Genomic DNA, 23,844 nt, shown 5'->3' with positions numbered 1-23,844 from the left:
AGTAGCTGATGACTACGCAATATGGATTCTACATTGATTCAAGTCGTTGCACCGGCTGCAAAACCTGCGAGCTGGCCTGCAAAGACTATAAAAACCTGACCCCGGACGTCAGCTTCCGCCGCATTTATGAGTATGCCGGGGGCGATTGGCAGCAGGACGGCGATAGCTGGCACCAGAATGTGTTTGCCTATTATCTGTCGATCGCCTGTAACCACTGCGAAGACCCGGCCTGTACCAAAGTGTGTCCGAGCGGCGCCATGCACAAGCGGGAAGACGGCTTTGTGGTGGTAAACGAAGAGGTATGCATCGGCTGCCGTTATTGCCATATGGCTTGCCCATACGGCGCGCCACAGTACAACGAAGCCAAAGGGCATATGACCAAATGCGATGGCTGTTATGAGCGTGTCGCCGTTGGCCAAAAGCCGATTTGTGTCGAGTCCTGCCCACTGCGTGCCTTGGATTTTGGCCCAATCGACGAACTGCGCAAACAACATGGCACCCTGGCGCAAGTAGCACCGTTACCGGCTGCTCACTTCACCAAACCGTGCATCGTGCTGAAACCTAACGCCAACAGCCGCCCGAGTGGTGACACTACCGGCCATCTGGCTAATCCGAAGGAGGTTTAAAATGGGAACGGGATGGCATGAATGGCCGCTGATGGTGTTCACCGTATTAGGGCAGTTTGTGGTGGGCGGCATTATTGTAATGGGGCTGGCGTTGATCGCCGGTAATCTGACCGATCGCCAGAGCAAGGCGGTACACGGTTCTATGTTTTTCCTGTGGTTGCTGATGGGGATTGCCTTTATCGCCTCCGTAATGCACTTGGGGTCACCTTTCAGGGCCTTTAACTCGCTCAATCGCATTGGTGAATCGGCGCTGAGTAACGAGATCGCCAGCGGTTCGGTATTTTTTGCGGTTGGCGGCCTCTATTGGCTGCTGGCAGTGCTGAAAAAGATGCCACCGGCGTTGGGCAAAGTCTGGCTGGTGGTCACCATGGCGCTGGGCCTGCTGTTTGTCTACGCCATGACGCGCGTCTATCAGATCGATACCGTTCCGACCTGGCATAACGGCTACACCACGCTGAACTTCTTCCTGTCGGTGCTGATCGGCGGCCCGCTGTTGGGCGTATTGCTGCTGCGTGTGGCTGGTCTGGAAGTGGCTGCCCGCGGTCAACTGATGATGGTCAGCGTGTTGGCATTGTTGCTCAGCCTATGCTCGGCGCTGTTGCAGGGCAGTGAGCTGGCCACCATCAGCAGCTCGGTACAGCAGGCGTCGGCGCTGATCCCGGAATATGGTCAGCTTATGGTTTGGCGGCTGGTATTGCTGGTACTCGGTCTGGGTTGCTGGATTTGCCCGCAGTTGCGCCGGGGTAACGCCAGTGTAATGGGGTTGACCTTGGGCTTTGTGTTAGTCTTTGCCGGTGAGTTGATTGGCCGTGGCGTGTTCTACGGTCTGCATATGACCGTTGGCATGGCCGTGGCTGGCTAACGTTAATCTGGGCGCGGCCTGGCTGCGCCCCTGGAGAAGCCCCAAGTTATGATGCTTGAAAAAATTGCCCTGACTGGCCGTGTGCTAGGTGTTTTATTGTATGCTCCACCGGAGAGCAAAGAGTGCCAGCCATTACTGGACTCTTTGGCCGATCCACAGTGGTTGACCGAATGGCCTTATGAAGGCGCTCAAGAGGCTGCAGCCCTGATTGCCGAAGGCCTGACGGGTAACCAGCCAGAAACGTTGTCAGAGGCTTATCAGCGCCTGTTTGTTGGCCCGCATACGCTGGTGGCGCCGCCTTGGGGTTCAGTCTACCTGGACAGAGAGAGCGTGCTGTTTGGTGATTCAACGCTGCGCCTGCGCCAATGGCTGCGGGTGAACGGTATCGAAGCCCAGCGCGATCAGAATGAACCGGAAGACCATATTGGTACTTTGCTGATGATGGCGGCCTGGTTGGCCGAAGAGAAGCAGCACAAAATGATTTCCGGGCTGATCGCACTACATCTGCTGCCTTGGGCTCCACGTTATTTGGAATTGCTGCAACAACACGCCGGACACCCATTCTATCAAGGGGTGGCGCAGTTGGCACAAATCACGCTGGCGGCCTGGGCGGAAGAGTGCCCATCGCCGGTGCCGAGCCTGGAGCTGTATTTCTGATGAACAACGACCAGCAGTTGTCTGCGCAAGGCAATAGCCGACGCCGGTTGCTGACTGGTTGGCTGGATCGCAATAAAGCCTTGCCGGAGCGGGAAACGCCGACCGCGACATTGCCTGCGGTGGCTCGTCCACCTCAGGCGTTGCCGGAAGCGTTGTTCAGCGCGTTGTGCAACGGCTGTGGCGGCTGCGTGAGCAGCTGCCCATACGGTTTATTGAAGATCGAGCAAGGCAAGGCGGTATTGAGCATCGATTTCACCGAGTGCGATGCCTGCCGGAAATGTACCTCCGCCTGCCAAACCGGAGCATTGCGCGACAAAATGCCCTGCGATACGCTGTTGCGCCCGCAAATCAGCCACAGCTGTCTGGGCCGGCAAGACAGTTGCCGGATGTGTACCATCAACTGCCCACAACAGGCTTTGGCCTTCCATCTTTCTGCCAGCGGCACCCGCCAATTACAGTGTGACGATACGCTGTGTAATGGTTGCGGGCTGTGCAAACTATCCTGCTTCCATGGGCATATTTCCCTGGCCGCCTCGGGTGAAAAATCGTTGCCGGAACAGCTATAAAGCCGGTTTTATCCGATTGTTAAACATATTGTGCGATCGCCCATTCACCGCCGATTGACTTTTTTATCGCCAGTGGCATGATGCGCGCACTCTACTTCGTCTGTTCGGTTTCAATTTCACTATGTCCGCATATTCTCGCCCAGTGCTTCTGTTGCTCTGCGGCCTATTGCTGCTTACGGTTTCCATCGCCGTTTTGAATACTTTGGTTCCCCTCTGGTTAACGCATGCCCAATTGCCAACCTGGCAAGTGGGGGTCGTCAGCTCGTCATATTTTACCGGCAACCTGCTGGGGACGCTGGTGGCGGGGAAACTGATCAAACGCATTGGTTTTACCCGTAGCTATCATCTGGCTTGCCTGGTCTTTGCCGTGGCTACCGTAGGGATGGTGCTGTCGATTGACTTCTGGAGCTGGATCGGTTGGCGTTTCTTTGCCGGGGTAGGGTGTGCCTGGATTTGGGTGATCGTTGAAAGTGCCCTGCTGCGCAGTGGTAATCTGAGTAACCGTGGCCAACTGCTGGCGGCGTATATGATGGTTTACTATCTTGGTACCGTGGCCGGGCAGTTGCTGCTAAGCCGCGTTTCAACCCAACTATTGGACGTCGTGCCTTGGGTGACCGCTATTGTGATGGCCGCCATGTTGCCGATGCTGTTTGCTCGTGTGAATCATCAGGATGAGGAACCGCAACAGGCCTCTATCTGGCAGATGTTCAAGCGCCGTGACGCCCGGCTAGGCATCAATGGCTGCATTATCTCGGGCATTGTACTGGGCTCGCTGTACGGCCTGATGCCGCTGTATTTGAACCACCAAGGGATGAACGACGCCAATGTCGGCTACTGGATGGCGCTGTTGGTCAGTTCCGGCATCATTGGCCAGTGGCCTATCGGGCGCTTGGCCGATCGCTATGGCCGCCTGCTGGTGCTGCGTATTCAGGTGTTCGTGGTGATCCTTGCCAGTATCGCGATGCTGGGTAACTATGCGATGGCCCCGGCGTTATTTATTCTGGGCTGTGCTGGTTTTACTCTGTATCCGGTGGCTATGTCCTGGGCTTGTGAAAAAGTAATGCCGCATCAGTTGGTAGCGATGAACCAGACATTGTTGATGAGCTATACCGTCGGCAGCCTGTTAGGCCCATCGATGACGTCGATGCTGATGCAGAGCTACTCCGATCGACTGCTGTTTGTGATGATTGCGGTGGTGGCGCTGGTTTATCTGGTGATGTTGCTGAAGAAGCCAGATCATCACCACACTCCGTTGGCTGCGGCTTGACCTCTCACCCCAACCCAAGGTACAGACAGAGAGCGTCATCAAAAAGGGTTTGGGGATAGGGTGTCGGTTTGGAGTCGCGGTAGGTACTGGTGTCAAATTGTGGCACGTTCGGTCCCCTCTCCTTTTGGGAGAGGGTTAGGGTGAGGGGGCGTCAGCGGAGCTTAATAGATCACTTTATGGCCGTAACTTTCCAGGATCCCTTTCACGCGATCCATGGTATCGGCCTTCGGCGGATGAACGCCGTCCAGCTTGTATTCTTCACCCATGGCAATCCACTTGTGCTTGCCAAGTTCATGGTAAGGCAGCAGCTCAATCTTCTCGATATTGGTCATGTCCTTGGTGAACTCACCGAGCAGATGCGTTGATTTATCATCATCAGACCAGCCCGGAACGACCACGTAGCGGATCCAGGTGCGTTGATTACGTTTGGCCAGATAACGGGCAAACTCCAGCGTGCGATGGTTGGAAACCCCCACCAGGTTCTGGTGAATATCATCATTCATCTGTTTCAGATCGAGCATCACCAGGTCGGTGGTATCCAGCAGTTCGTCTATCACCGGATCGTAGCGGCGGACAAAACCGTTGGTGTCCAGACAGGTGCTGATCCCTTCCTTGTGACAGGCGCGGAACCAGTCGCGGACAAATTCGGCCTGTAAGATCGCTTCGCCACCAGATGCCGTCACGCCGCCACCGGAAGCGTTCATAAAGTGACGATAGGCCACGGTATCGGTCATCAACTCTTCAACCGTGACCTCTTTACCTCCATGAGTGTCCCAGGTATCACGGTTATGGCAGTACAGGCAGCGCATCAGGCAACCCTGGAAGAACACGATAAAGCGGATACCTGGGCCATCAACGGTGCCACAGGATTCGAAAGAGTGGATGCGGCCTTTCAAGGACATTGCGGGTTTCTCCAAAATTGACTGTCAAACGCAGTCTAAATAGGCAGGTAGCTGTCGGGCAGGGATCGGCGATGTGGCCAGTGGCCAAGTGAAAAAGATCCCTGTTACCGGTTACGTGCCGGATAACTGTTTTGCCGGATATCCATGCAGTATATACCCTTCACAAGGTAAGCAGCAGCGTAGATACCCGGCAAAACAGACTCAAATTCAGAGTCAGGTGTTAATTAATAAAAAGGCCGGAATATCCGGCCTTGGTAAGACTTGTTTTGCGGGGCAGAGCGATCCGCCCCGGCGAAACCCTGATTAGATCGACTGGGTGAAAGTACGAGTAATCACGTCTTGTTGCTGTTCTTTGGTCAACGAGTTGAAACGTACTGCGTAACCAGATACACGGATGGTCAGCTGAGGATATTTCTCAGGGTTTTCCATTGCGTCCAGCAGCATTTCACGGTTCATCACGTTCACGTTCAGATGCTGACCGCCTTCGATTGACGCTTCGTGGTGGAAGTAACCATCCATCAGACCCGCCAGGTTGGCTTTACGCACGTCGTCATCTTTACCCAGCGCGTTTGGCACGATGGAGAAGGTGTAAGAGATACCATCTTTCGCATAGGCAAACGGCAGTTTGGCAACGGAGGTCAGGGAGGCTACAGCACCTTTCTGATCGCGACCGTGCATTGGGTTGGCACCTGGGCCGAATGGCGCGCCAGCGCGACGACCATCTGGAGTGTTACCGGTTTTCTTACCATATACCACGTTAGAGGTGATGGTCAGCACGGACTGAGTTGGTACCGCATTACGGTAGGTACGCAGTTTCTGAATTTTCTTCATGAAACGTTCTACCAGGTCACAAGCGATATCATCGACGCGAGAATCGTTGTTACCGAACTGCGGATATTCACCTTCGATTTTGAAGTCGACAGCCAGGCCATCTTCATCACGGATGGTGGATACTTTGGCGTATTTGATAGCAGACAGGGAGTCGGCTGCTACAGACAGACCCGCGATACCACAAGCCATGGTGCGATAAACATCACGGTCATGCAGAGCCATCAGCGCAGCTTCATAGCTATACTTGTCGTGCATGTAGTGAATGATGTTCAACGAGGTCACATACTGCTTGGCCAACCAGTCCATGAAGTGGTCCATACGTTCCATGACTTTGTCATAGTCCAGCACGGTGTCCATCATTGGCGCTTCTTTCGGGCCAACCTGCATTTTCAGTTTTTCATCAACGCCGCCGTTGATTGCGTACAACATGGTTTTCGCCAGGTTGGCACGCGCACCGAAGAACTGCATTTGCTTACCGACAATCATCGGGCTGACGCAACAGGCGATGGCATAGTCATCGTTGTTGAAGTCTGGGCGCATCAGGTCGTCGTTTTCATACTGTACGGAGGAGGTGTCGATAGACACTTTCGCGGCGTATTTTTTGAAGTTCAACGGCAGTTTTTCAGACCACAGGATGGTCATGTTTGGCTCTGGAGATGGCCCCATGGTGTACAGCGTGTTCAGGAAGCGGAAGCTGTTTTTGGTAACCAGCGTACGACCATCAACACCCATACCTGCCAGGGATTCGGTTGCCCAGATTGGGTCACCAGAGAACAGCTCATCATATTCAGGAGTACGCAGGAAACGAACCATACGCAGTTTCATGACCAGATGGTCGATCAGTTCCTGAGCTTGCAGTTCGTCCAGTTTACCGGCCTTGATGTCGCGTTCGATGAACACGTCCAGGAAGGTAGACACACGGCCGAAGGACATGGCCGCACCGTTCTGGGATTTTACTGCGGCCAGGTAGCCGAAGTAGGTCCACTGCACGGCTTCTTGAGCGGTGGACGCTGGGCCAGAAATGTCGTAGCCGTATTTGGCTGCCATTTCTTTAATCTGAGCCAGGGCGCGGTGCTGTTCAGCAATTTCTTCGCGCAGCTGGATGGTCATTTCCAGATCTTCGCCATTTTCCAGACGGGTCTGCAGGGACTTGAACTGGTTCAGCTTGTCGGCCATCAGGAAGTCGATACCGTACAGAGCAACGCGACGGTAGTCACCGATGATACGGCCACGGCCATACGCATCTGGCAGACCAGTCAGCACGCCTGACTTACGGCAGTTCAGGATGTCTTTGGTGTAAACATCGAATACGCCCTGGTTGTGGGTTTTACGGTATTCGGTGAACACTTTCTTAACCTGTGGATCCAGTTCACGGCCATAAACCTTGCATGAACCTTCAACCATCTTGATGCCGCCGAATGGGATCAGCGCGCGCTTCAGAGGAGCATCGGTCTGCAAACCAACGATGGTTTCCAGATCTTTATTGATATAGCCCGCATCATGAGAAGTCACGGTGGAGACGACGTTAGTATCGAAATCAACTGGCGCATGGGTGCGGTTTTCCAGTTTGATCCCTTCCATAACCTTGTCCCACAGGGTGGTAGTGGCTTGACTTGCGCCAGCCAGGAAGGATTCATCACCCTCGTAAGGAGTGTAGTTTTTCTGGATGAAGTCACGTACGTTGACTTCTTTCTGCCAGTCACCTTCGCTGAAACCTTGCCAAGCGGTCGCTAACTTCTCGTTAAGTTCGGTCATTATACACCTACCTTCTAATGTGGATTTCTTTGTAAACCCGGCGCCGTGCCAGCCAACAGATTAATGGTTCTGTTTGCCGCCACGCAGATAAATTACCCAGTAAGTCAACCCAACCAGCAGACCACCGCCAATGATGTTACCTATGGTGACGGGGATCAGGTTGTCGATGACAAAGTTGCTTACGGTCAGATGAGCGAATTGCTCGGGTGTTGCTCCTACGGCTTGCCAAAACTCTGGCGTAGCAAAGTGTTTAACTACTATACCCATAGGGATCATAAACATGTTGGCGATACTGTGCTCAAAGCCGCTGGCAACAAACATCGCGACCGGCAGGATCATGGCGAACATCTTGTCCATCAGGCTGCGGCCGGAGTAACTCATCCACACGGCCAGACAAACCATCAGGTTAGCCAGGATGCCGAGACAGACGGCTTCGATAAAGGTGTGATGCAGTTTATGGTCGGCGGTTTGTAATACGTTCAAACCCCACAGGCCATTCGCCGCCATATACTCACCAGAGAACCAGATCAGAGCCACGAAGAACAGGGCGCCAATCAGGTTACCCACATAGACGTTTAACCAGTTAAGAGCCAGCTGCCCCCAGGTAATACGCCCGCTGGCTTTGGCAATTACGGTCAGCACGGTGGAGGTAAACAGGTCTGCACCGCAAACCACGACCAGCATCAAACCCATAGAGAAGCAGATACCACCCACCAGCTTGGCGAGGCCGAAAGGAATGGCGGCGGTGCCGGTGGTCGCTGTGATATAGAAAACAAAGGCGATAGAAATGAACACACCTGCGGTGATCGCTAAATAAAAAGTCGTCAGCGGATGCTTGGTGGCTTTATACACCCCCGCATCTTCGGCAACTTTCGCCATCGCGGCAGGTAACAGCATATCGAAGGGGTTGTCAGCTCTCACACTAACTCTCGCTCTTAAGGGTTATTACAATACATTGAGATACTAGCAAAGCAGTATAGGGTAAAAATTGACTTGGATCATATCGCGCAGAAGTAAAACGGCCAAAAACCGCAAAATCAGTAGGGGTTAACAGGTTAATTTGTTGATTTTTATGTGAAAAATATTTTTTAATGTTTATAAAAAATTTTGAAGTTACGGCTGGATTTAGCTGGAAAAGGGTTAAATTTTTGCACTTATTGTCACTTTTTAGCGGATAAGTATTAATTGATGATTAATTAATATTTCACCTTGTTGCAACAATTGGCGATTTAATTCTCTTTTGGGGTGATAAGTGTCTTTTTGATATAAAAGTTGATTGATGACTTGAGCCTGATTTTTGTTCAACCAAACGAACCATGCTGCTTCTTTGTGAGTAGCGCCGGTAAAATTTTACCGGCGTATCAATCAGCTTTATGCTTGCGCCCAATGACGGCGTTTGGCGGTTTGCAGCTTTTCGTAAGCCGCCAACAGCGCTTGATGAGCCGGCAAGGCCTTCAATTCACTGTCGATGGCAAACAAACCGTTGAAGCGTTCTTCGCCGCTCATGGCCTTCGATGCCGCATCAACCGCATCCTGACCATACATCTTCACGAAGGCCGTGTGATACTGGGCAGGCTCACGCTCTGGCTCCAGTGCCAACAGCAGAAGCGTTTGCAGACAACGGTAATAGTTGCTGCGCTCAGGGGTAAACAGTGAGGCATTGAATTCCTGCGTCCACTCAGCCCAGATCAGCGCCTGCTCGAGATCGCCACCGGCCAGTGCCAGCATGGACTTCAGTTCGCCAACACGTAGCGTGTACCAGGCGTTGTCTTTACCTGAGGCAATGCCCAGCAATTCACGTACGCGAGTGAAATCGTCCAGCCCTTCATCATCCAACTGCTGGATCAGCGCCAGGTACTCTTCAGGTTCCAATTCGCTGCCCGGCAGTTGCAGCAAGGTTTCGCGCAGATGTGCGCCCATGCTGTTGTTCGCCAGCAGCAGATCCTCTGCCGGATAGATGTCGGACATCCCCGGAACGATGATGCGACAGGCGTAAACATCCAGGTGCTCGTAATCGGCAATGTACACTTCGGCATCTTCTTTATTGAAGATGTTCATCAGGGTGGCGAACTCTTCCTGCGTGCTGCCGCTGAAACTCCAGTCAACAAACGGATAGTCGGCATCCTGTTTGAACATATCCCAGGAGATCAAACCGCTGGAATCGATAAAGTGAGTTTCCAGGTTGGCGTGCTCGGCCACCTCTTCGTCATCGAAGGTTGGGGCGGTAAACACATCCAGATCTTTTAAGCCGCGGCCTTGCAATAGCTCGGTAACGGTACGCTCCAGCGCGACCCCAAAATCAGGGTGGGCACCAAAGGATGCAAAGCAGGTGCCGTTGGCAGGGTTGAACAACACCACGCAGATCACCGGATAGTTGCCGCCTAGCGAGGCATCATAGGACAGGATCGGGAAGCCTTCTGCTTCCAACGTGGCGATTGCCTCAACCACGCCAGGGTAGCGGTTCAGCACCTCGCCCGGGATTTCCGGCAGGCTGATGGATTCGGCGATGATGCGATTCTTCACATAACGCTCGAATACCTCGGAAAGGCCCTGTACTCGTGCTTCATTGGCGGTGTTGCCCGCTGACATGCCGTTGGACACGTACAGGTTGCCAATGATATTCATCGGAATATACACGGTCTGCTGATCCGACTGGCGGGAGAATGGCAGGGCGCAGATGCCACGATCGCTATTGCCAGACTGCAGATCGATCAGATCGCTGGCAGTCAGTTCCTGTTCTGGATCGTAGAAGGCGTGTGTGCGCTCATCCAGGATGCCCTGCGGCAGAGCGTTATCCGCTGGGATTGGGAACCATTTTTCATTCGGGTAGTGAACAAAATCGCCTTCGGCAATCTGTTGGCCCAAATAGAAATCGGCAAAGAAATAGTTGGTCGACAGGCGCTCAAAATACTCGCCCAGCGCGGAAGCCAGCGCGGCCTTCTTGCTGGCACCCTTACCGTTGGTGAAGCACAGTGGGCAATCGCGATCGCGGATATGCACTGACCAGACGTGTGGCACCGGATTCAGCCAGGAGGCTTCTTCGATATTGAAACCCAGATCGGTTAATTTCTGCTGAAAACGGGCGATGGAGTCTTCCAGCGCAGCGTCTTTGCCAGGAATAAAAGTTTGCGTCATTGTCTTCACTTATTTGGCGTACTAAAAACGCGCAATGATACGGGGTTTTGCTCTCAAGCTCCACGTATTCCGAAAGCCAATCAGATGTCACAGTTTTTATGGGGATAAAGACGATAATTCAGCGGGTTAACCATAATGGAGAAACGTAATGAAATCAGTAAAACTCAGCGTGTTGGCAATCTTGTTGGCCGGGGCTTGTGGCTCGGCATTGGCGTTACCGAATATCACCTTGCTCGCTACTGGTGGCACTATTGCCGGTGGGGGGGAGTCGGCAACCAAGTCCAACTACACTGCGGGTAAACTCGGCGTTGAGGCGTTGGTGGATGCCGTGCCGGAGCTGAAAAAAGTGGCCAACGTACAGGGTGAGCAGGTCGTTAATATCGGTTCGCAGGATATGAATGACGAAGTGTGGCTCAAGCTGGTCAAAAAAATTAATGCTGATTGTGCCAAAACCGACGGGTTCGTGATCACCCACGGTACCGACACGCTGGAGGAGACCGCGTATTTCCTGGATCTCACCGTCAAGTGTGATAAACCGGTAGTGATTGTTGGGGCGATGCGCCCGGCTACCGCCATGAGCGCCGATGGCCCTTTCAACCTGTATAACGCCGTTGTCACGGCTGCCGATCCGCAGTCGGCCAAGCGGGGCGTGCTGGTGGTGATGAATGACACGGTGCTCGATGGCCGCGACGTAACGAAAACCAATACCACCGGCGTACAGACTTTCCAGTCACCTAACTATGGTCCATTGGGGTTCATCCATAACGGCAAAATCGATTACCAACGTACGCCACAGCGTAAACACACCACTGAAACACCATTTAACGTGGATCAGATGAACACGCTGCCACAGGTTGGCATTATCTATAACTATGCCAACGCGTCGGATGCACCGGCCAAGGCGCTGATTGCCGAAGGTTATCAGGGGATCGTCAGCGCAGGCGTAGGTAACGGCAACCTATATAAAACCGTGTTTGATACGCTGGCGACGGCGGCGCATAACGGCGTGGCGGTAGTGCGTTCTTCCCGCGTGCCTACCGGTTCCACTACCGAAGATGCAGAAGTGGATGATAGCAAGCTCGGTTTTGTGGCTGCGGGTACCTTGAATCCGCAAAAGGCGCGCATTCTATTACAGTTGGCATTAACCCAGACCAAGGATGCCAAACAGATCCAGGCGATGTTTAATCAGTATTGATCTCCGAACCTGCGGGGGCGTAATGCCCCCATTTTCTCCGCCCAGACTATGCTGTATGAAACCACTTTTACGCAGGAACGATTTCATGCAGGCATTTGATATCCAAAGAATGGCATTTGACGAAACCACGCCAGAGTTTCTGGCCGAGGTGGCGCTACGCTGCCTGTTTACCTTTTTGCTGGTGTTTATCTTTTTAAAAATGACCGGGCGGCGTGGCGTACGCCAAATGTCGCTGTTTGAAGTGCTGATCATCCTGACTCTGGGGTCCGCCGCTGGTGACGTCGCGTTTTATCACGATGTTCCTTTGCTGCCGGTGCTGATGGTGTTTGTTTGTATGATGGTGATGTACCGCTTCTCCACCTGGCTGATGGATCGCTTCCAGAAGCTCCAGGTCTGGATGGAAGGTGAACCCCTGATCCTGGTCAGCGAGGGGCTATTCGATTGGGACATCCTGTGCCGGGAAAATATCACCCACGATGAGTTCTTTATGGAGCTCCGCCAAGCCGGGGTCGAACACCTCGGGCAGGTGAGATTGGCCATCCTGGAAGTGAATGGCACCATATCGGTGTATTTCTATCCGGATGATCAGGTGCGGCCTGGATTACCGGTATTACCGGCAAAATGCGTCAAGAGCCTGACCCAGATCGAGAGCAAGGGTGACTATGCCTGCGGCATGTGTAGCCTGATCTCAACATTGACGCCATCGCCTGATAACGTTTGCAAACGCTGCGGTAACCACAAATGGATAGCGGCAATGACCCATAGCCGGGTTAGCTGAATACAGCACAAAAAACCGCGTTAACCCGCTGAATACGCCAGTGTCACAGCGTTTTATGGCACAAATAAACCCTGAGGCCGCAGAGCCTGTTATTTGCGGTCTTGTCAGTTTCCCACCCTTGGAACAATAAGCATTGCAGCCGGGTTACGTGAGTGATAAAACCGATAGAGTTGGTTAACATCAGCGTTAACTTCGGGCATATGTCGAAAGCCGTTTGTTACGGCGCACAGTGAATGTGGTGAGGGGAAATGACTCAGGTTTATAATTTTAGCTCTGGCCCGGCGATGCTGCCGGTGGAAGTGTTGCGCCGTGCGGAACAAGAGTTGTGCAACTGGCACGGTCTTGGCACTTCGGTAATGGAAATCAGCCATCGCAGTAAAGAATTCATCGCCGTCGCCGAACAGTCCGAACAGGATCTGCGCGATCTGCTGAAAGTCCCCGCCAACTATAAAGTGTTGTTCTGCCACGGAGGTGCCCGCGCACAATTCGCCGCGTTGCCGCTGAACCTGTTGGGCGATAACACCACTGCCGACTATATCGATGGCGGCTACTGGGCGCACAGCGCAATCACCGAAGCGGAAAAATACTGCCAGCCGAAGGTGATTGACGTTAAAACCACCGTTGACGGTTTAAGCGGCATCAAGCCGATGAAAGAGTGGCAACTGAGCGATAACTCGGCTTACGTGCACTACTGCCCGAACGAAACCATCGATGGTGTTGCCATTGATGAAACGCCAGACTTTGACGATAAAGTGGTGATCGGCGATTACTCTTCGACCATTCTTTCCCGTCCGTTGGACGTCAGCCGTTTCGGCGTGATCTATGCTGGCGCGCAGAAGAACATTGGTCCGGCAGGTTTGACGCTGGTGATCGTGCGTGACGATCTGTTGGGTAAAGCGCGTCGTGAGGTCCCGTCGATCCTGGATTACACCGTGCTGGCAGAAAATGACTCGATGTTTAATACCCCGCCAACCTTCGCCTGGTACCTGTCTGGCCTGGTGTTCAAATGGCTGAAAGAGCAGGGCGGCCTGGTGGAAATGCAAAAACGTAACCAGGCCAAGGCCGAGTTGCTGTATAGCACCATCGATCAGTCCGATTTCTACCGTAGCCGCGTGGCTATTGCCAACCGTTCCTGGATGAACGTGCCGTTCCAGCTTGCCGATGCCGCGCTGGACAAAGTGTTCCTGAGCGAAGCAGAGGCCATTGGCCTGCAAGCGCTGAAGGGCCACCGCGTAGTAGGCGGCATGCGTGCTTCCATCTATAATGCGATGCCGCTGGCGGGCGTGAAGACCCTGACCGACTTTATGGTCGACTTCGAACGTCGCCATGGTTGATTGCCACCGCCCGCGCTGAACGGGCGGTCATACCGCTGTTGTCCTTTTGCATTAAAGCGGCTCCGGCATTATTCCGGGGCCGTTTCGTTTATCAGATTCTGGAGAGTTTTGTTCACATGGTGGATTCCCTGACGTTACAACCGGTTGCTTTGGTCGATGGCACCGTTAACTTACCCGGCTCCAAAAGCGTATCCAATCGGGCCTTGCTATTGGCTGCACTGGCACGGGGAACGACCCGGCTTACCAACCTGCTGGATAGCGACGACGTGCGTCATATGCTGAATGCCTTGCAGGCGCTGGGGGTGAGTTATCAACTCTCCGACGATCGCACCACCTGTTCCGTTGAGGGCAACGCTGGCCCATTGATTGCTAGGCAGCCGTTGGAGCTGTTCCTCGGTAATGCCGGTACGGCAATGCGTCCTTTGGCAGCAGCATTGTGCCTGGGAGAGGGCGATGTGGTGTTGACCGGCGAACCGCGCATGAAAGAGCGCCCGATCGGCCATCTGGTCGATGCCCTACGTCAAGGCGGCGCTCAAATCGATTATCTCGAACAAACGGATTATCCCCCAGTGCGTCTGCGTGGCGGTTTTCGCGGTGGCGATGTCAGCGTTGACGGCAGCGTTTCCAGTCAGTTCCTGACCGCCTTGTTGATGATGGCACCGTTAGCAGCCCAAGACACCGCGATCCATATCAAGGGTGAGCTGGTTTCCAAGCCGTATATCGATATTACTCTGCACCTGATGAACACTTTCGGTGTTGAGGTCACGCACGACAACTATCGCGTGTTCCATATCCGTGGTCAGCAGACCTACCGTTCGCCAGGCGACTATCTGGTGGAGGGCGATGCCTCTTCAGCCTCCTATTTCCTGGCCGCTGCGGCAATTAAAGGCGGCACCGTGCGCGTTACCGGTATCGGTAAAAAAAGCGTGCAGGGCGATACCAAATTTGCCGACGTGCTGGAAAAAATGGGCGCGCGTATCACCTGGGGCGATGATTTTATCGAATGCAGCCGCGGTGAGCTGAAAGGCATTGATATGGATATGAACCATATCCCGGATGCGGCGATGACGATTGCCACCGCCGCACTGTTCGCGACCGGGCCGACCACTATTCGCAATATTTATAACTGGCGGGTGAAAGAAACCGACCGTCTGGCGGCGATGGCAACTGAACTGCGCAAAGTTGGCGCAGAGGTTGATGAGGGTGAGGATTACATTCACGTTGTGCCACCAGGCAAGCTGCAATTTGCCGAGATTGGCACCTATAACGATCACCGTATGGCGATGTGCTTCTCGCTGGTGGCGTTATCCGATACGCCGGTGACCATTCTTGACCCGAAATGTACTGCCAAAACCTTCCCGGACTATTTTGAGCAGCTGGCGCGTATCAGCCAGTTGGCTTAATCCTGCTTGCTTGTCATCAATAGGCCTCGTTTGAGGCCTTTTTGCTCCCCTCTCTTGCATATCCGCTATACTTTTTGCGCATTAGTGCCCAGATTTTCGACAACCAGACAGTTCTAGGTAACAGTAAAGCCCGCAGGCGCGTATAATACGCCCCCGAATCTGCTCCTATCGGGGCAGAGAGCAGGTGTGTTCCTGTGAGGTTTCTACCTGAAGGAGAGAGAAATGACGGCTACAGTTCCGGTGATAACCGTTGATGGACCAAGTGGTGCGGGCAAAGGCACGTTGTGCAAAGCGCTGGCTGAGTCCCTTGGTTGGCGTTTGCTGGATTCCGGCGCGATTTATCGCGTACTGGCTCTGGCGGCGTTGCACCATCAGGTGGATATCACCTCTGAAGAGGCGTTAGTCCCCTTGGCCGCCCATCTCGACGTCCGCTTTATTGCTCAGGACGGCAAGCTGCAGGTGATTTTGGAAGGTGAGGACGTCAGTAATGAGATCCGCACCGAAACCGTTGGCAATACGGCTTCGCAAACGGCGGCATTCCCACGAGTTCGTGAGGCGCTGTTACGCCGTCAACGTGCATTTCGCGAGGCACCCGGCCTGATCGCCGATGGCCGTGATATGGGTACCGTGGTGTTCCCGGATGCACCGGTTAAAATTTTCCTCGACGCCTCTTCCGAGGAGCGAGCGCATCGTCGCATGCTACAGTTGCAGGAAAAAGGCTTTAATGTTAACTTTGAACGTCTTTTAGCCGAGATAAAGGAACGGGATGACCGTGACCGTAATCGGGCTATTGCGCCACTGGTACCGGCTCTCGATGCGCTCGTGTTGGATTCTACCAGCATGTCGATCGAGGAAGTGATCCAGCGGGCGTTGGCATATGCACATGAAGTGTTGGCGTTGCCGCAGCAATAAGCGCGGCGGCGTGATTATCTTTTTGTATATTTGTCATCGTATTGCATAGCAGTAACTGAATATATCGGGTAAAATTTTACCCCTGTAACCTAAACCCTGTCGGCATGGAGCCAATGGCGGGGTATGTCAAACAACCCCATTCGGCGGGATGCTAAATGGACGTTAAACTATAGAACCCTGAAGATTAAACATGACTGAATCTTTCGCTCAACTCTTTGAAGAATCCCTGAAAACAATCGAAACCCGTCCGGGTTCCATCGTTCGTGGTGTTGTTGTTGCTATCGATAAAGATATCGTACTGGTTGACGCCGGTCTGAAATCTGAGTCTGCCATCCCGGCTGAGCAATTCAAAAACGCCCAGGGCGAGCTGGAAATCCAGGTTGGTGACGAAGTTGACGTTGCGCTGGACGCTGTTGAAGATGGCTTCGGTGAAACTCTGCTGTCCCGTGAGAAAGCTAAGCGTCACGAAGCTTGGATCACGTTGGAAAAAGCTTACGAAGAAGCTGAAACTGTCGTCGGTGTTATCAACGGCAAAGTTAAGGGTGGCTTCACTGTAGAGCTGAACGGTATTCGTGCGTTCCTGCCAGGTTCCCTGGTTGACGTGCGTCCAGTTCGCGACACTCTGCACCTGGAAGGCAAAGAGCTTGAGTTTAAAGTCATCAAGCTTGACCAGAAGCGCAACAACGTTGTTGTTTCTCGTCGTGCAGTAATCGAATCCGAGAACAGCGCAGAGCGCGATCAACTGCTGGAAAACCTGCAGGAAGGCATGGAAGTTAAAGGTATCGTTAAGAACCTCACTGACTACGGTGCATTCGTGGATCTGGGTGGTGTTGACGGCCTGCTGCACATCACTGACATGGCTTGGAAACGCGTTAAGCACCCAAGCGAAATTGTCAACGTGGGCGACGAAATCACTGTCAAGGTGCTGAAGTTCGACCGCGAGCGTACTCGTGTATCTCTGGGCCTGAAGCAACTGGGCGAAGATCCATGGGTTGCTATCGCCAAACGCTACCCAGAAGGCACCAAGCTGACTGGTCGTGTAACCAACCTGACTGATTACGGCTGCTTCGTGGAAATCGAAGAAGGCGTTGAAGGTCTGGTACACGTTTCTGAAATGGATTGGACCAACAAAAACATCCATCCGTCCAAAGTTGTTAACGTGGGCGATGTAGTGGAAGTGATGGTTCTGGACATCGATGAAGAGCGTCGTCGTATCTCCCTGGGCCTGAAGCAGTGCAAAAACAACCCATGGCAGCAATTCGCAGAAACCCACAACAAGGGCGACCGCGTTGAAGGTAAAATCAAGTCTATCACTGACTTCGGTATCTTCATCGGCCTGGACGGCGGCATCGACGGCCTGGTTCACCTGTCTGACATCTCCTGGAACGTTGCAGGCGAAGAAGCAGTTCGTGAATACAAGAAAGGCGACGAAATCGCAGCTGTGGTTCTGCAAGTTGACGCAGAGCGCGAGCGCATCTCCCTGGGCGTGAAGCAACTGGCTGAAGATCCGTTCAATAACTACCTGTCTATGAACAAGAAAGGTACTATTGTTACTGGTAAAGTCACTGCAGTTGACGCCAAAGGTGCTACAGTTGAATTGGCAGGCGGCGTAGAAGGTTACCTGCGTGCTTCTGAAGCCTCTCGCGACCGTATTGAAGACGCAACTCTGGTTCTGAACGTTGGTGACGAAGTTGAAGCTAAATTCACTGGCGTTGACCGTAAGAACCGCGTTGTAAGCCTGTCCGTCCGTGCTAAGGACGAAGCAGACGAGAAAGATGCAATTGCTACGGTTAACAGCAGTAAGCCGGAAGAAAGCAACTTCTCCAACGCTATGGCTGAAGCCTTCAAAGCGGCTAAAGGCGAGTAATGACGGGGGGCGGTTTGTTAACCGCCCCGATACGGTAGTTTAGCTGCAAAGCTTGGAGGTACTATGACCAAGTCTGAACTTATTGAAAGACTTGCTGGCCAGCAATCTCATATTCCGGCGAAGGCCGTTGAGGATGCAGTGAAAGAGATGCTCGAACACATGGCAGCTACGCTTGCCGAGGGTGAGCGCATCGAGATCCGCGGATTCGGCAGTTTTTCTCTTCACTACCGTGCTCCGCGCGTCGGCCGTAACCCTAAAACGGGTGATAAAGTCGAGTTGGATGGCAAGTACGTCCCTCACTTCAAGCCAGGTAAAGAGTTACGTGACCGTGCCAATATCTATGGCTAGTCGCTGACCACCCATAGTGTTGTTGCTTGTAAAGAATATAAAACGGTGCCTTAGGGTGCCGTTTTTTTTCGCCTGTAAAATCTCCCTCCATTGTTATGCCCACCCAGTTTTGTGTTTCTTCACGCAATCGTCCCTGCAAATGATCGATAACCCACGGATTGTTTGCGTCCCACTTTCCTGAACAAAATTCCGCAACTGGCGCTTAGACGGTTGAGAAGTAACCTCTGTTGCAGATGCTATTTCCCCGCGACCCAATCCTAGGTGCTGAGGTCAGGCACGGGAGCTAATTTGTAGCACGCTCAGTCCCCTCGCCTTTTGGGAGAGGGCTAGGGTGATGGGCGTTTAACTGAGTGTCATCATTGCAAGGAGAGCGAAAATCAGGATCTCACTGGATATGGCCGCCATCGCTTTGGTGATAGGGATGCTGCCAATACTGTTGCTCCCCCAATTGCCGTCGTTGCCTGTATTGTTAGGGCTGGCGGTTATGGCGTTGTGGCTATGGCGTCATAAACCGAACCCTTGGAGCCGGGCATTGTGCTGCTGCCTGCTGGGTTTTATCTACGCCACCGGCAGCGCCAGCCTGCTGATGCAACAGGTCGCAACGTTAACGATCAGCGGCGATAAAGTCGTGATAGCCTCCGTGCAAAGCATTTGGCTGGATGGGGCTGAGATGCCACAGGTTCAACTGCGTATTGAGCAGGTCAGTGGGTATTGGTTGGTTCCCGCGCTGTTCTTTAAGGCTAACTGGCGCGGAGAAAAGCCCTGTGCGGGCCAACGTTGGGAACTGAAGGTTCGTTTCCGTCCGGTGCACAGCAGCCTGAATGAAGGGGGATTTGACGGGCAACGCTGGGCGATTGCCAATCGGCAACCGTTGCGTGGTTTTATACGAACCGCAACGCTGTTGGATGAGGGTTGCTACTGGCGGCAGCGGATCGTTAAGCAGATGGATCAATCGCTCATGCCACTGACGCAGCGCCCGGTGTTGTTGGCGCTGGCTTTTGGCGAGCGGGCGCTGATGGCTAATGAGTTGCGCGGGCAACTGATGAAAACCGGCGTGGCCCACCTGATGGCTATTTCTGGCCTGCATATTTCCCTCGCCGCCGCCTTCGCCTGGGGGCTGGCGCGCGGCGTACAGTATTTATTGCCCGCGCGTTATATCGGCTACCGTTTCCCGCTGATTGTTGGCTGGCTGATGGCGCTGTGCTATGTCTGGCTGGCGGGGGGGCAACCTCCAGCGATGCGAGCCTTTATTGCCTTGTCCCTGTGGTTCTGGCTCCGTCTCAACGGCGTTTCCTGTACTTCCTGGCAAATCTGGCTGTGGTGCATCTGTTTATTGTTGCTGTGCGATCCGCTTTCCGTGCTCTCGGACAGTCTCTGGCTCTCCGCCTTGGCGGTCGCGGCCTTAATCTTTTGGTTTGAATGGGCCCCGCTGCCAAGGCGCTTCAGCGCATTTTGGGGCTGGGCACCTTTGCGTTGGCTGCATATCCAACTGGGGATGACGCTGCTGCTGATGCCATTGCAGTTTGGTTTGTTTCATGGCTTGAGTTGGACGTCGTTACCCGCCAATCTGTGGGCGGTACCGATCGTTTCTCTGCTATCTGTGCCGTTGATCTTGCTGGCATTGATGCTGTTTTTCATTCCGCCGCTAAGCCGCTGGTGTTGGCAACTGGCCGATGCTAGCGTCAGTTGGGCCTTATGGCCGCTTCCTTGGCTCGAACAGGGGTGGCTACAGGTTGGAGCAGCCTTGCTGCAATTTAGCGCCCTTGGCTGGCTGGCGGTGGTTTGCTGGCGGTTTCGCTGGTGGTTTCACTTTCCTGTTGGTTGTGGCGTAGTGGTGCTGGCGTGCCTGCTTTGGCGCGAAAGGACTCCAGACTATCGCTGGCGGGTGGATATGATTGACGTAGGTCACGGGCTGGCGGTACTGATCGAACGCGAAGGTAAGGCCGTTATTTTTGATACGGGCAACCGCTGGCAAACCTCCAGTGCGGCAGAACGCATGATCTTGCCATTATTGCGCTGGCGGCAAATAACGCTGGAGCAAATCATTATCAGCCATAGTCATCTGGACCATATCGGCGGTTTGCCGGTATTGGCAGCGGCGTTTCCACAGGCCAGCGTGCGCACGCCGATAATCGACATTGGCCAATTATCTTGTGTGCAAGGGCAGCATTGGACGTGGCGAGAGCTAAACTTTCAGGTGCTGTGGCCGCCGGAGCGAAAAGATCTGGCGGGTAATGATGATTCCTGCGTGGTACGCGTCGATGATGGTAAGTTCAGCCTTTTGCTGACAGGCGATATTGAACGCCGGGCCGAGCAGGCGTTGCTGAAGCAACGGGCGAATTTACCCAGCACGCTACTCCAAGTGCCTCATCACGGCAGCAAGACATCCTCAACGCCGCCATTCTTGCGGGCTGTTGCCCCCGAGATGGCGTTAGCCTCCGCTTCTCGTTACAACGTCTGGCGCTTACCCGCAGGGAAAATCGTCAAACGCTACCGGGAAAACCACATTTCCTGGCGCGATACGGCGCGCTCAGGGCAGTTGAGCGTGTTGTTTTATGACAACGATTGGCAGGTTAAAGGCTTTCGTGAACAACTAAATCCGCGTTGGTACCATCAGCGGTTTGGCGTCGAGGGTGATAATGAGTAGAATAGGCCGCTATTTCTTCCGATGCTGGTATTTGCATGATGAATGATAAAGATCTTTCCACCTGGCAGACATTTCGTCGCCTCTGGCCGATGATTAAACCCTACCGTACCGGGTTGACTGTCGCAGCCGTTGCGTTGGTGTTCAACGCAGGCGGGGATGCGCTAATGTTATCCCTGCTTAAGCCGCTACTGGATGGATTTGGCAAAACCGATAGCCGCGTGTTGCTCTGGATGCCACTGGTAGTGATTGGCCTGATGATCATGCGTGGTATCACCAGCTATATCTCCACCTATTGTATTTCATGGGTTTCCGGCATGGTGGTGATGCAAATGCGTCGCCGTCTGTTCGGCCATATGATGAGAATGCCGGTCGCCTTTTTTGACCAGCAGTCAACCGGGACGCTGCTTTCACGTATCACCTATGACTCCGAGCAGGTCGCTTCTTCCTCTTCAGGGGCACTGGTTACCGTAGTGCGTGAAGGGGCCTCGATCATCGGCCTGTTTATCGTGATGTTTTATAACAGCTGGCAGCTCTCGCTGATCCTGATTGTACTGGCACCGATTGTTGCTTTTACTATCCGCATGGTCTCCAAGCGTTTTCGTAATATCAGCAAAAACATGCAGAACACCATGGGGCAGGTGACCACCAGTGCCGAGCAAATGCTGAAAGGGCATAAAGAAGTGCTGATCTTCGGTGGTCAGCAGGTGGAAACCGAACGTTTCAATACGGTCAGCAACCGCATGCGTCAGCAGGGGATGAAGCTGGTTTCTGCGTCTTCTATCTCCGACCCGATTATTCAGTTGATCGCTTCGCTGGCATTGGCCTTCGTGCTGTTTGCCGCCAGCTTCCCTAGCGTGATGGAAACGTTGACCGCCGGTACCATTACCGTGGTGTTCTCTTCCATGATTGCCCTGATGCGTCCTTTAAAATCACTGACCAACGTGAATGCCCAGTTCCAGCGTGGGATGGCAGCCTGCCAGACCTTGTTCTCCATCCTGGACATGGAACAGGAAAAAGACTCTGGGACCCGCCAGATCGAACGTGCCAAAGGGGATATCGAATTTCGCAACGTGACCTTCTACTACCCTGGGCGTGATACCCCGGCGCTGCGTGATATCAATCTGAGCATTTCAGAAGGTAAAACGGTAGCGCTGGTTGGCCGTTCTGGCTCCGGGAAATCAACGATTGCCAACCTGTTAACGCGTTTCTACGACATTCAGGAAGGCGAGATCCTGATGGATGGTCACGACCTGCGGGAATATACGTTGGCTTCACTGCGCGATCAGGTTGCGCTGGTCTCGCAGAACGTTCATCTGTTCAACGACACCATTGCCAACAATATTGCCTATGCGCGTGAAGAGCGCTACAGCCGTGAAGAGATTGAGAAAGCCGCGCGCATGGCCTATGCCACCGACTTTATTGATAAAATGGAGAACGGCCTGGATACGGTGATTGGTGAGAACGGCGTAATGCTTTCTGGTGGACAGCGTCAACGTATTGCCATCGCTCGTGCCTTGCTGCGCGATTGCCCAATCCTGATCCTGGATGAAGCGACCTCCGCGCTGGATACCGAATCCGAACGTGCGATCCAGTCGGCGTTAGATGAACTACAGAAAAACCGTACCTCGCTGGTGATTGCCCACCGCCTGTCAACCATCGAGAAAGCCGATGAGATCCTGGTCGTTGAAGATGGTCGTATTGTTGAACGTGGCCAGCATGCCGAGTTGATCGAGCAGAAAGGCGCTTACGCACAACTTCACCGTATGCAGTTTGGTCAGTAATGATCGAGCGCATCTGGTCCGGTAGTTCACTGCTTTACCTGCTGCTGTTGCCGCTTTCCTGGCTGTATGGCCTGGTGAGCGGTCTGATCCGCCTTAGCTACCGCTGCGGTTTACGCAAAAGTTGGCGTGCGCCTGTGCCTGTGGTTATCGTGGGGAATCTCACGGCAGGGGGGAACGGTAAAACGCCGATGGTGATCTGGCTGGTGGAGCAGTTACAGCAGCGTGGCTACCGGGTTGGCGTGGTTTCCAGAGGCTATGGTGGCAAGGCAGCGGTTTATCCTCTGGTGCTGGATGCGCAGACCACCACTCGGCAGGCCGGTGATGAGCCGGTGCTGATCTATCAGCGTACCGGGGCACCGGTGGCTATTTCGCCGAAGCGTGCCGAAGCGGTGCAAGCCCTGTTAAAGCAGGGCGAATTGGATGTGATCATTACCGACGATGGCCTCCAGCACTATGCCTTGCAGCGTGATTTTGAGCTGGTGGTCATCGATGGCGTGCGTCGTTTTGGTAATGGCTGGTGGTTACCCGCAGGCCCAATGCGTGAGCGGGTTGCCCGTTTGAAAACGGTGGATGCCTGCGTAGCAAATGGCGGTGTTGCCCAGCCGGGTGAAATCGCCATGAAACTCCGGGCGCAGGATGCGGTGAATATCGCCAGCGGTGAACGCCGCCCGGCGATCGAACTACCGCATGTAGTCGCTATGGCAGGCATCGGTCATCCGCCACGCTTTTTCGCTACGCTGGAAAAGTTGGGTGTTGAGGTCGATCGCGAGGTAGCCTTTGCCGATCACCAGGAATACAACCACGGGCAGTTAGCCGCACTGGTGAGCCAGGGCCAAACGCTGCTGATGACCGAGAAGGATGCGGTAAAGTGCCGTGCTTTTGCCCAGCCTGAATGGTGGTATTTACCGGTTGAAGCGGTACTTCCCCCCGAGCAGGCCGAGCAACTGTTGCAAGACATCCAAAAGTTGGTCAAATAAT

The 23,844-nt window shown here is 53.7% G+C and carries 19 protein-coding genes; 15 read left to right on the top strand and 4 right to left on the bottom strand.

What is annotated here, in order from left to right; all coding sequences use genetic code 11:
* The first annotated feature begins 8 nt into the window (after positions 1–8).
* The 5 genes from ACRDCA_RS13840 (at position 9) to ACRDCA_RS13820 (ending at position 3,978) form a co-directional block, all read left to right on the top strand.
* Positions 9–626 carry a DMSO/selenate family reductase complex B subunit gene (locus ACRDCA_RS13840; RefSeq protein WP_024529862.1) on the top strand — a complete coding sequence of 206 codons (618 nt, stop codon included), beginning with the start codon at positions 9–11 and terminating at the stop codon, positions 624–626.
* Between the two features lies 1 nt (position 627).
* Positions 628–1,488, top strand: coding sequence for a DmsC/YnfH family molybdoenzyme membrane anchor subunit (locus ACRDCA_RS13835; RefSeq protein ID WP_438690024.1), 861 nt, complete (start codon positions 628–630; stop codon positions 1,486–1,488).
* Between the two features lie 48 nt (positions 1,489–1,536).
* Positions 1,537–2,145, top strand: coding sequence for a Tat proofreading chaperone DmsD (gene dmsD / locus ACRDCA_RS13830; protein ID WP_438690023.1), 609 nt, complete (start codon positions 1,537–1,539; stop codon positions 2,143–2,145).
* A complete protein-coding gene (gene napF / locus ACRDCA_RS13825) occupies positions 2,145–2,711 on the top strand; it encodes a ferredoxin-type protein NapF (RefSeq protein WP_438690022.1) in 567 nt (188 codons plus the stop codon). Before dmsD ends, napF begins: the two co-directional genes overlap by 1 nt.
* Before the next feature lie 121 nt (positions 2,712–2,832).
* Positions 2,833–3,978, top strand: a complete 1,146-nt coding sequence (locus tag ACRDCA_RS13820; protein ID WP_438690021.1) for an MFS transporter — start codon at positions 2,833–2,835, stop codon at positions 3,976–3,978.
* Positions 3,979–4,139: 161 nt separating this feature from the next.
* Here the strand turns inward: ACRDCA_RS13820 and pflA are convergent, their stop codons facing one another.
* The 4 genes from pflA to ycaO all read right to left on the bottom strand — a co-directional run bounded on the left by pflA (position 4,140) and on the right by ycaO (position 10,601).
* Positions 4,140–4,880 (bottom strand): pyruvate formate lyase 1-activating protein, encoded by a 741-nt coding sequence (gene pflA, locus ACRDCA_RS13815; protein ID WP_024484611.1) that lies wholly within the window; start codon positions 4,878–4,880, stop codon positions 4,140–4,142.
* A 303-nt stretch (positions 4,881–5,183) separates the two neighbouring features.
* Positions 5,184–7,466, bottom strand: coding sequence for a formate C-acetyltransferase (pflB, locus tag ACRDCA_RS13810; protein WP_438690020.1), 2,283 nt, complete (start codon positions 7,464–7,466; stop codon positions 5,184–5,186).
* Positions 7,467–7,526: 60 nt separating this feature from the next.
* On the bottom strand, positions 7,527–8,387 hold the full coding sequence (focA, locus tag ACRDCA_RS13805; protein WP_438690019.1) for a formate transporter FocA: 861 nt from the start codon (positions 8,385–8,387) through the stop codon (positions 7,527–7,529).
* Between the two features lie 450 nt (positions 8,388–8,837).
* Positions 8,838–10,601 (bottom strand): 30S ribosomal protein S12 methylthiotransferase accessory factor YcaO, encoded by a 1,764-nt coding sequence (gene ycaO, locus ACRDCA_RS13800; RefSeq protein ID WP_438690018.1) that lies wholly within the window; start codon positions 10,599–10,601, stop codon positions 8,838–8,840.
* Between the two features lie 148 nt (positions 10,602–10,749).
* On the opposite strand from ycaO, the gene ansB reads away from it, so the two are divergent.
* From ansB to lpxK, 10 genes are all read left to right on the top strand, one after another.
* Entirely contained in the window at positions 10,750–11,796 is a 1,047-nt protein-coding gene (gene ansB / locus ACRDCA_RS13795; protein ID WP_438690017.1) for an L-asparaginase 2, read from the top strand.
* 85 nt (positions 11,797–11,881) lie between these two features.
* The gene (locus ACRDCA_RS13790) at positions 11,882–12,574 is read left to right on the top strand and encodes a DUF421 domain-containing protein (protein ID WP_438690016.1); all 693 of its coding nucleotides are present in this window, start codon (positions 11,882–11,884) and stop codon (positions 12,572–12,574) included.
* Between the two features lie 248 nt (positions 12,575–12,822).
* Positions 12,823–13,908, top strand: a complete 1,086-nt coding sequence (gene serC, locus ACRDCA_RS13785) for a 3-phosphoserine/phosphohydroxythreonine transaminase (RefSeq protein WP_438690015.1) — start codon at positions 12,823–12,825, stop codon at positions 13,906–13,908.
* A gap of 116 nt (positions 13,909–14,024) precedes the next feature.
* Positions 14,025–15,311: a 3-phosphoshikimate 1-carboxyvinyltransferase gene (gene aroA, locus ACRDCA_RS13780; protein ID WP_438690014.1), complete on the top strand. Its 1,287-nt coding sequence runs from the start codon at positions 14,025–14,027 to the stop codon at positions 15,309–15,311.
* A gap of 222 nt (positions 15,312–15,533) precedes the next feature.
* The gene (gene cmk / locus ACRDCA_RS13775) at positions 15,534–16,223 is read left to right on the top strand and encodes a (d)CMP kinase (RefSeq protein ID WP_438690013.1); all 690 of its coding nucleotides are present in this window, start codon (positions 15,534–15,536) and stop codon (positions 16,221–16,223) included.
* Positions 16,224–16,413: 190 nt separating this feature from the next.
* Positions 16,414–18,090: a 30S ribosomal protein S1 gene (gene rpsA, locus ACRDCA_RS13770; RefSeq protein ID WP_025119385.1), complete on the top strand. Its 1,677-nt coding sequence runs from the start codon at positions 16,414–16,416 to the stop codon at positions 18,088–18,090.
* A 63-nt stretch (positions 18,091–18,153) separates the two neighbouring features.
* Positions 18,154–18,438, top strand: a complete 285-nt coding sequence (ihfB, locus tag ACRDCA_RS13765) for an integration host factor subunit beta (RefSeq protein ID WP_004928264.1) — start codon at positions 18,154–18,156, stop codon at positions 18,436–18,438.
* A 358-nt stretch (positions 18,439–18,796) separates the two neighbouring features.
* Positions 18,797–21,085: a ComEC family protein gene (locus ACRDCA_RS13760; protein ID WP_438690158.1), complete on the top strand. Its 2,289-nt coding sequence runs from the start codon at positions 18,797–18,799 to the stop codon at positions 21,083–21,085.
* A 35-nt stretch (positions 21,086–21,120) separates the two neighbouring features.
* A complete protein-coding gene (gene msbA, locus ACRDCA_RS13755; protein ID WP_438690012.1) occupies positions 21,121–22,866 on the top strand; it encodes a lipid A ABC transporter ATP-binding protein/permease MsbA in 1,746 nt (581 codons plus the stop codon).
* Positions 22,866–23,843, top strand: coding sequence for a tetraacyldisaccharide 4'-kinase (gene lpxK / locus ACRDCA_RS13750; RefSeq protein ID WP_438690011.1), 978 nt, complete (start codon positions 22,866–22,868; stop codon positions 23,841–23,843). Before msbA ends, lpxK begins: the two co-directional genes overlap by 1 nt.
* Position 23,844 lies beyond the last annotated feature (1 nt).

The organism is Serratia sp. (in: enterobacteria) (assembly GCF_051654945.1).
Lineage (GTDB): Bacteria > Pseudomonadota > Gammaproteobacteria > Enterobacterales > Enterobacteriaceae > Chania.
Note: the sequence above shows the minus strand (reverse complement) of the source record. Positions and strands in the feature narration are given on the sequence as shown.

Bases quoted from the DNA above. Each gene is read 5' to 3' on its own strand.
- ACRDCA_RS13835 (WP_438690024.1), top strand. From the start codon at position 628: ATGGGAACGGGATGGCATGAATGGCCGCTGATGGTGTTCACCGTATTA.
- lpxK (WP_438690011.1), top strand. From the start codon at position 22,866: ATGATCGAGCGCATCTGGTCCGGTAGTTCACTGCTTTACCTGCTGCTG.
- serC (WP_438690015.1), top strand. From the start codon at position 12,823: ATGACTCAGGTTTATAATTTTAGCTCTGGCCCGGCGATGCTGCCGGTG.
- dmsD (WP_438690023.1), top strand. From the start codon at position 1,537: ATGATGCTTGAAAAAATTGCCCTGACTGGCCGTGTGCTAGGTGTTTTA.
- napF (WP_438690022.1), top strand. From the start codon at position 2,145: ATGAACAACGACCAGCAGTTGTCTGCGCAAGGCAATAGCCGACGCCGG.
- ACRDCA_RS13840 (WP_024529862.1), top strand. From the start codon at position 9: ATGACTACGCAATATGGATTCTACATTGATTCAAGTCGTTGCACCGGC.
- ansB (WP_438690017.1), top strand. From the start codon at position 10,750: ATGAAATCAGTAAAACTCAGCGTGTTGGCAATCTTGTTGGCCGGGGCT.
- msbA (WP_438690012.1), top strand. From the start codon at position 21,121: ATGATGAATGATAAAGATCTTTCCACCTGGCAGACATTTCGTCGCCTC.
- aroA (WP_438690014.1), top strand. From the start codon at position 14,025: ATGGTGGATTCCCTGACGTTACAACCGGTTGCTTTGGTCGATGGCACC.
- rpsA (WP_025119385.1), top strand. From the start codon at position 16,414: ATGACTGAATCTTTCGCTCAACTCTTTGAAGAATCCCTGAAAACAATC.
- pflB (WP_438690020.1), bottom strand. From the start codon at position 7,466: ATGACCGAACTTAACGAGAAGTTAGCGACCGCTTGGCAAGGTTTCAGC.
- ACRDCA_RS13820 (WP_438690021.1), top strand. From the start codon at position 2,833: ATGTCCGCATATTCTCGCCCAGTGCTTCTGTTGCTCTGCGGCCTATTG.
- cmk (WP_438690013.1), top strand. From the start codon at position 15,534: ATGACGGCTACAGTTCCGGTGATAACCGTTGATGGACCAAGTGGTGCG.
- ihfB (WP_004928264.1), top strand. From the start codon at position 18,154: ATGACCAAGTCTGAACTTATTGAAAGACTTGCTGGCCAGCAATCTCAT.
- ycaO (WP_438690018.1), bottom strand. From the start codon at position 10,601: ATGACGCAAACTTTTATTCCTGGCAAAGACGCTGCGCTGGAAGACTCC.
- pflA (WP_024484611.1), bottom strand. From the start codon at position 4,880: ATGTCCTTGAAAGGCCGCATCCACTCTTTCGAATCCTGTGGCACCGTT.
- ACRDCA_RS13790 (WP_438690016.1), top strand. From the start codon at position 11,882: ATGCAGGCATTTGATATCCAAAGAATGGCATTTGACGAAACCACGCCA.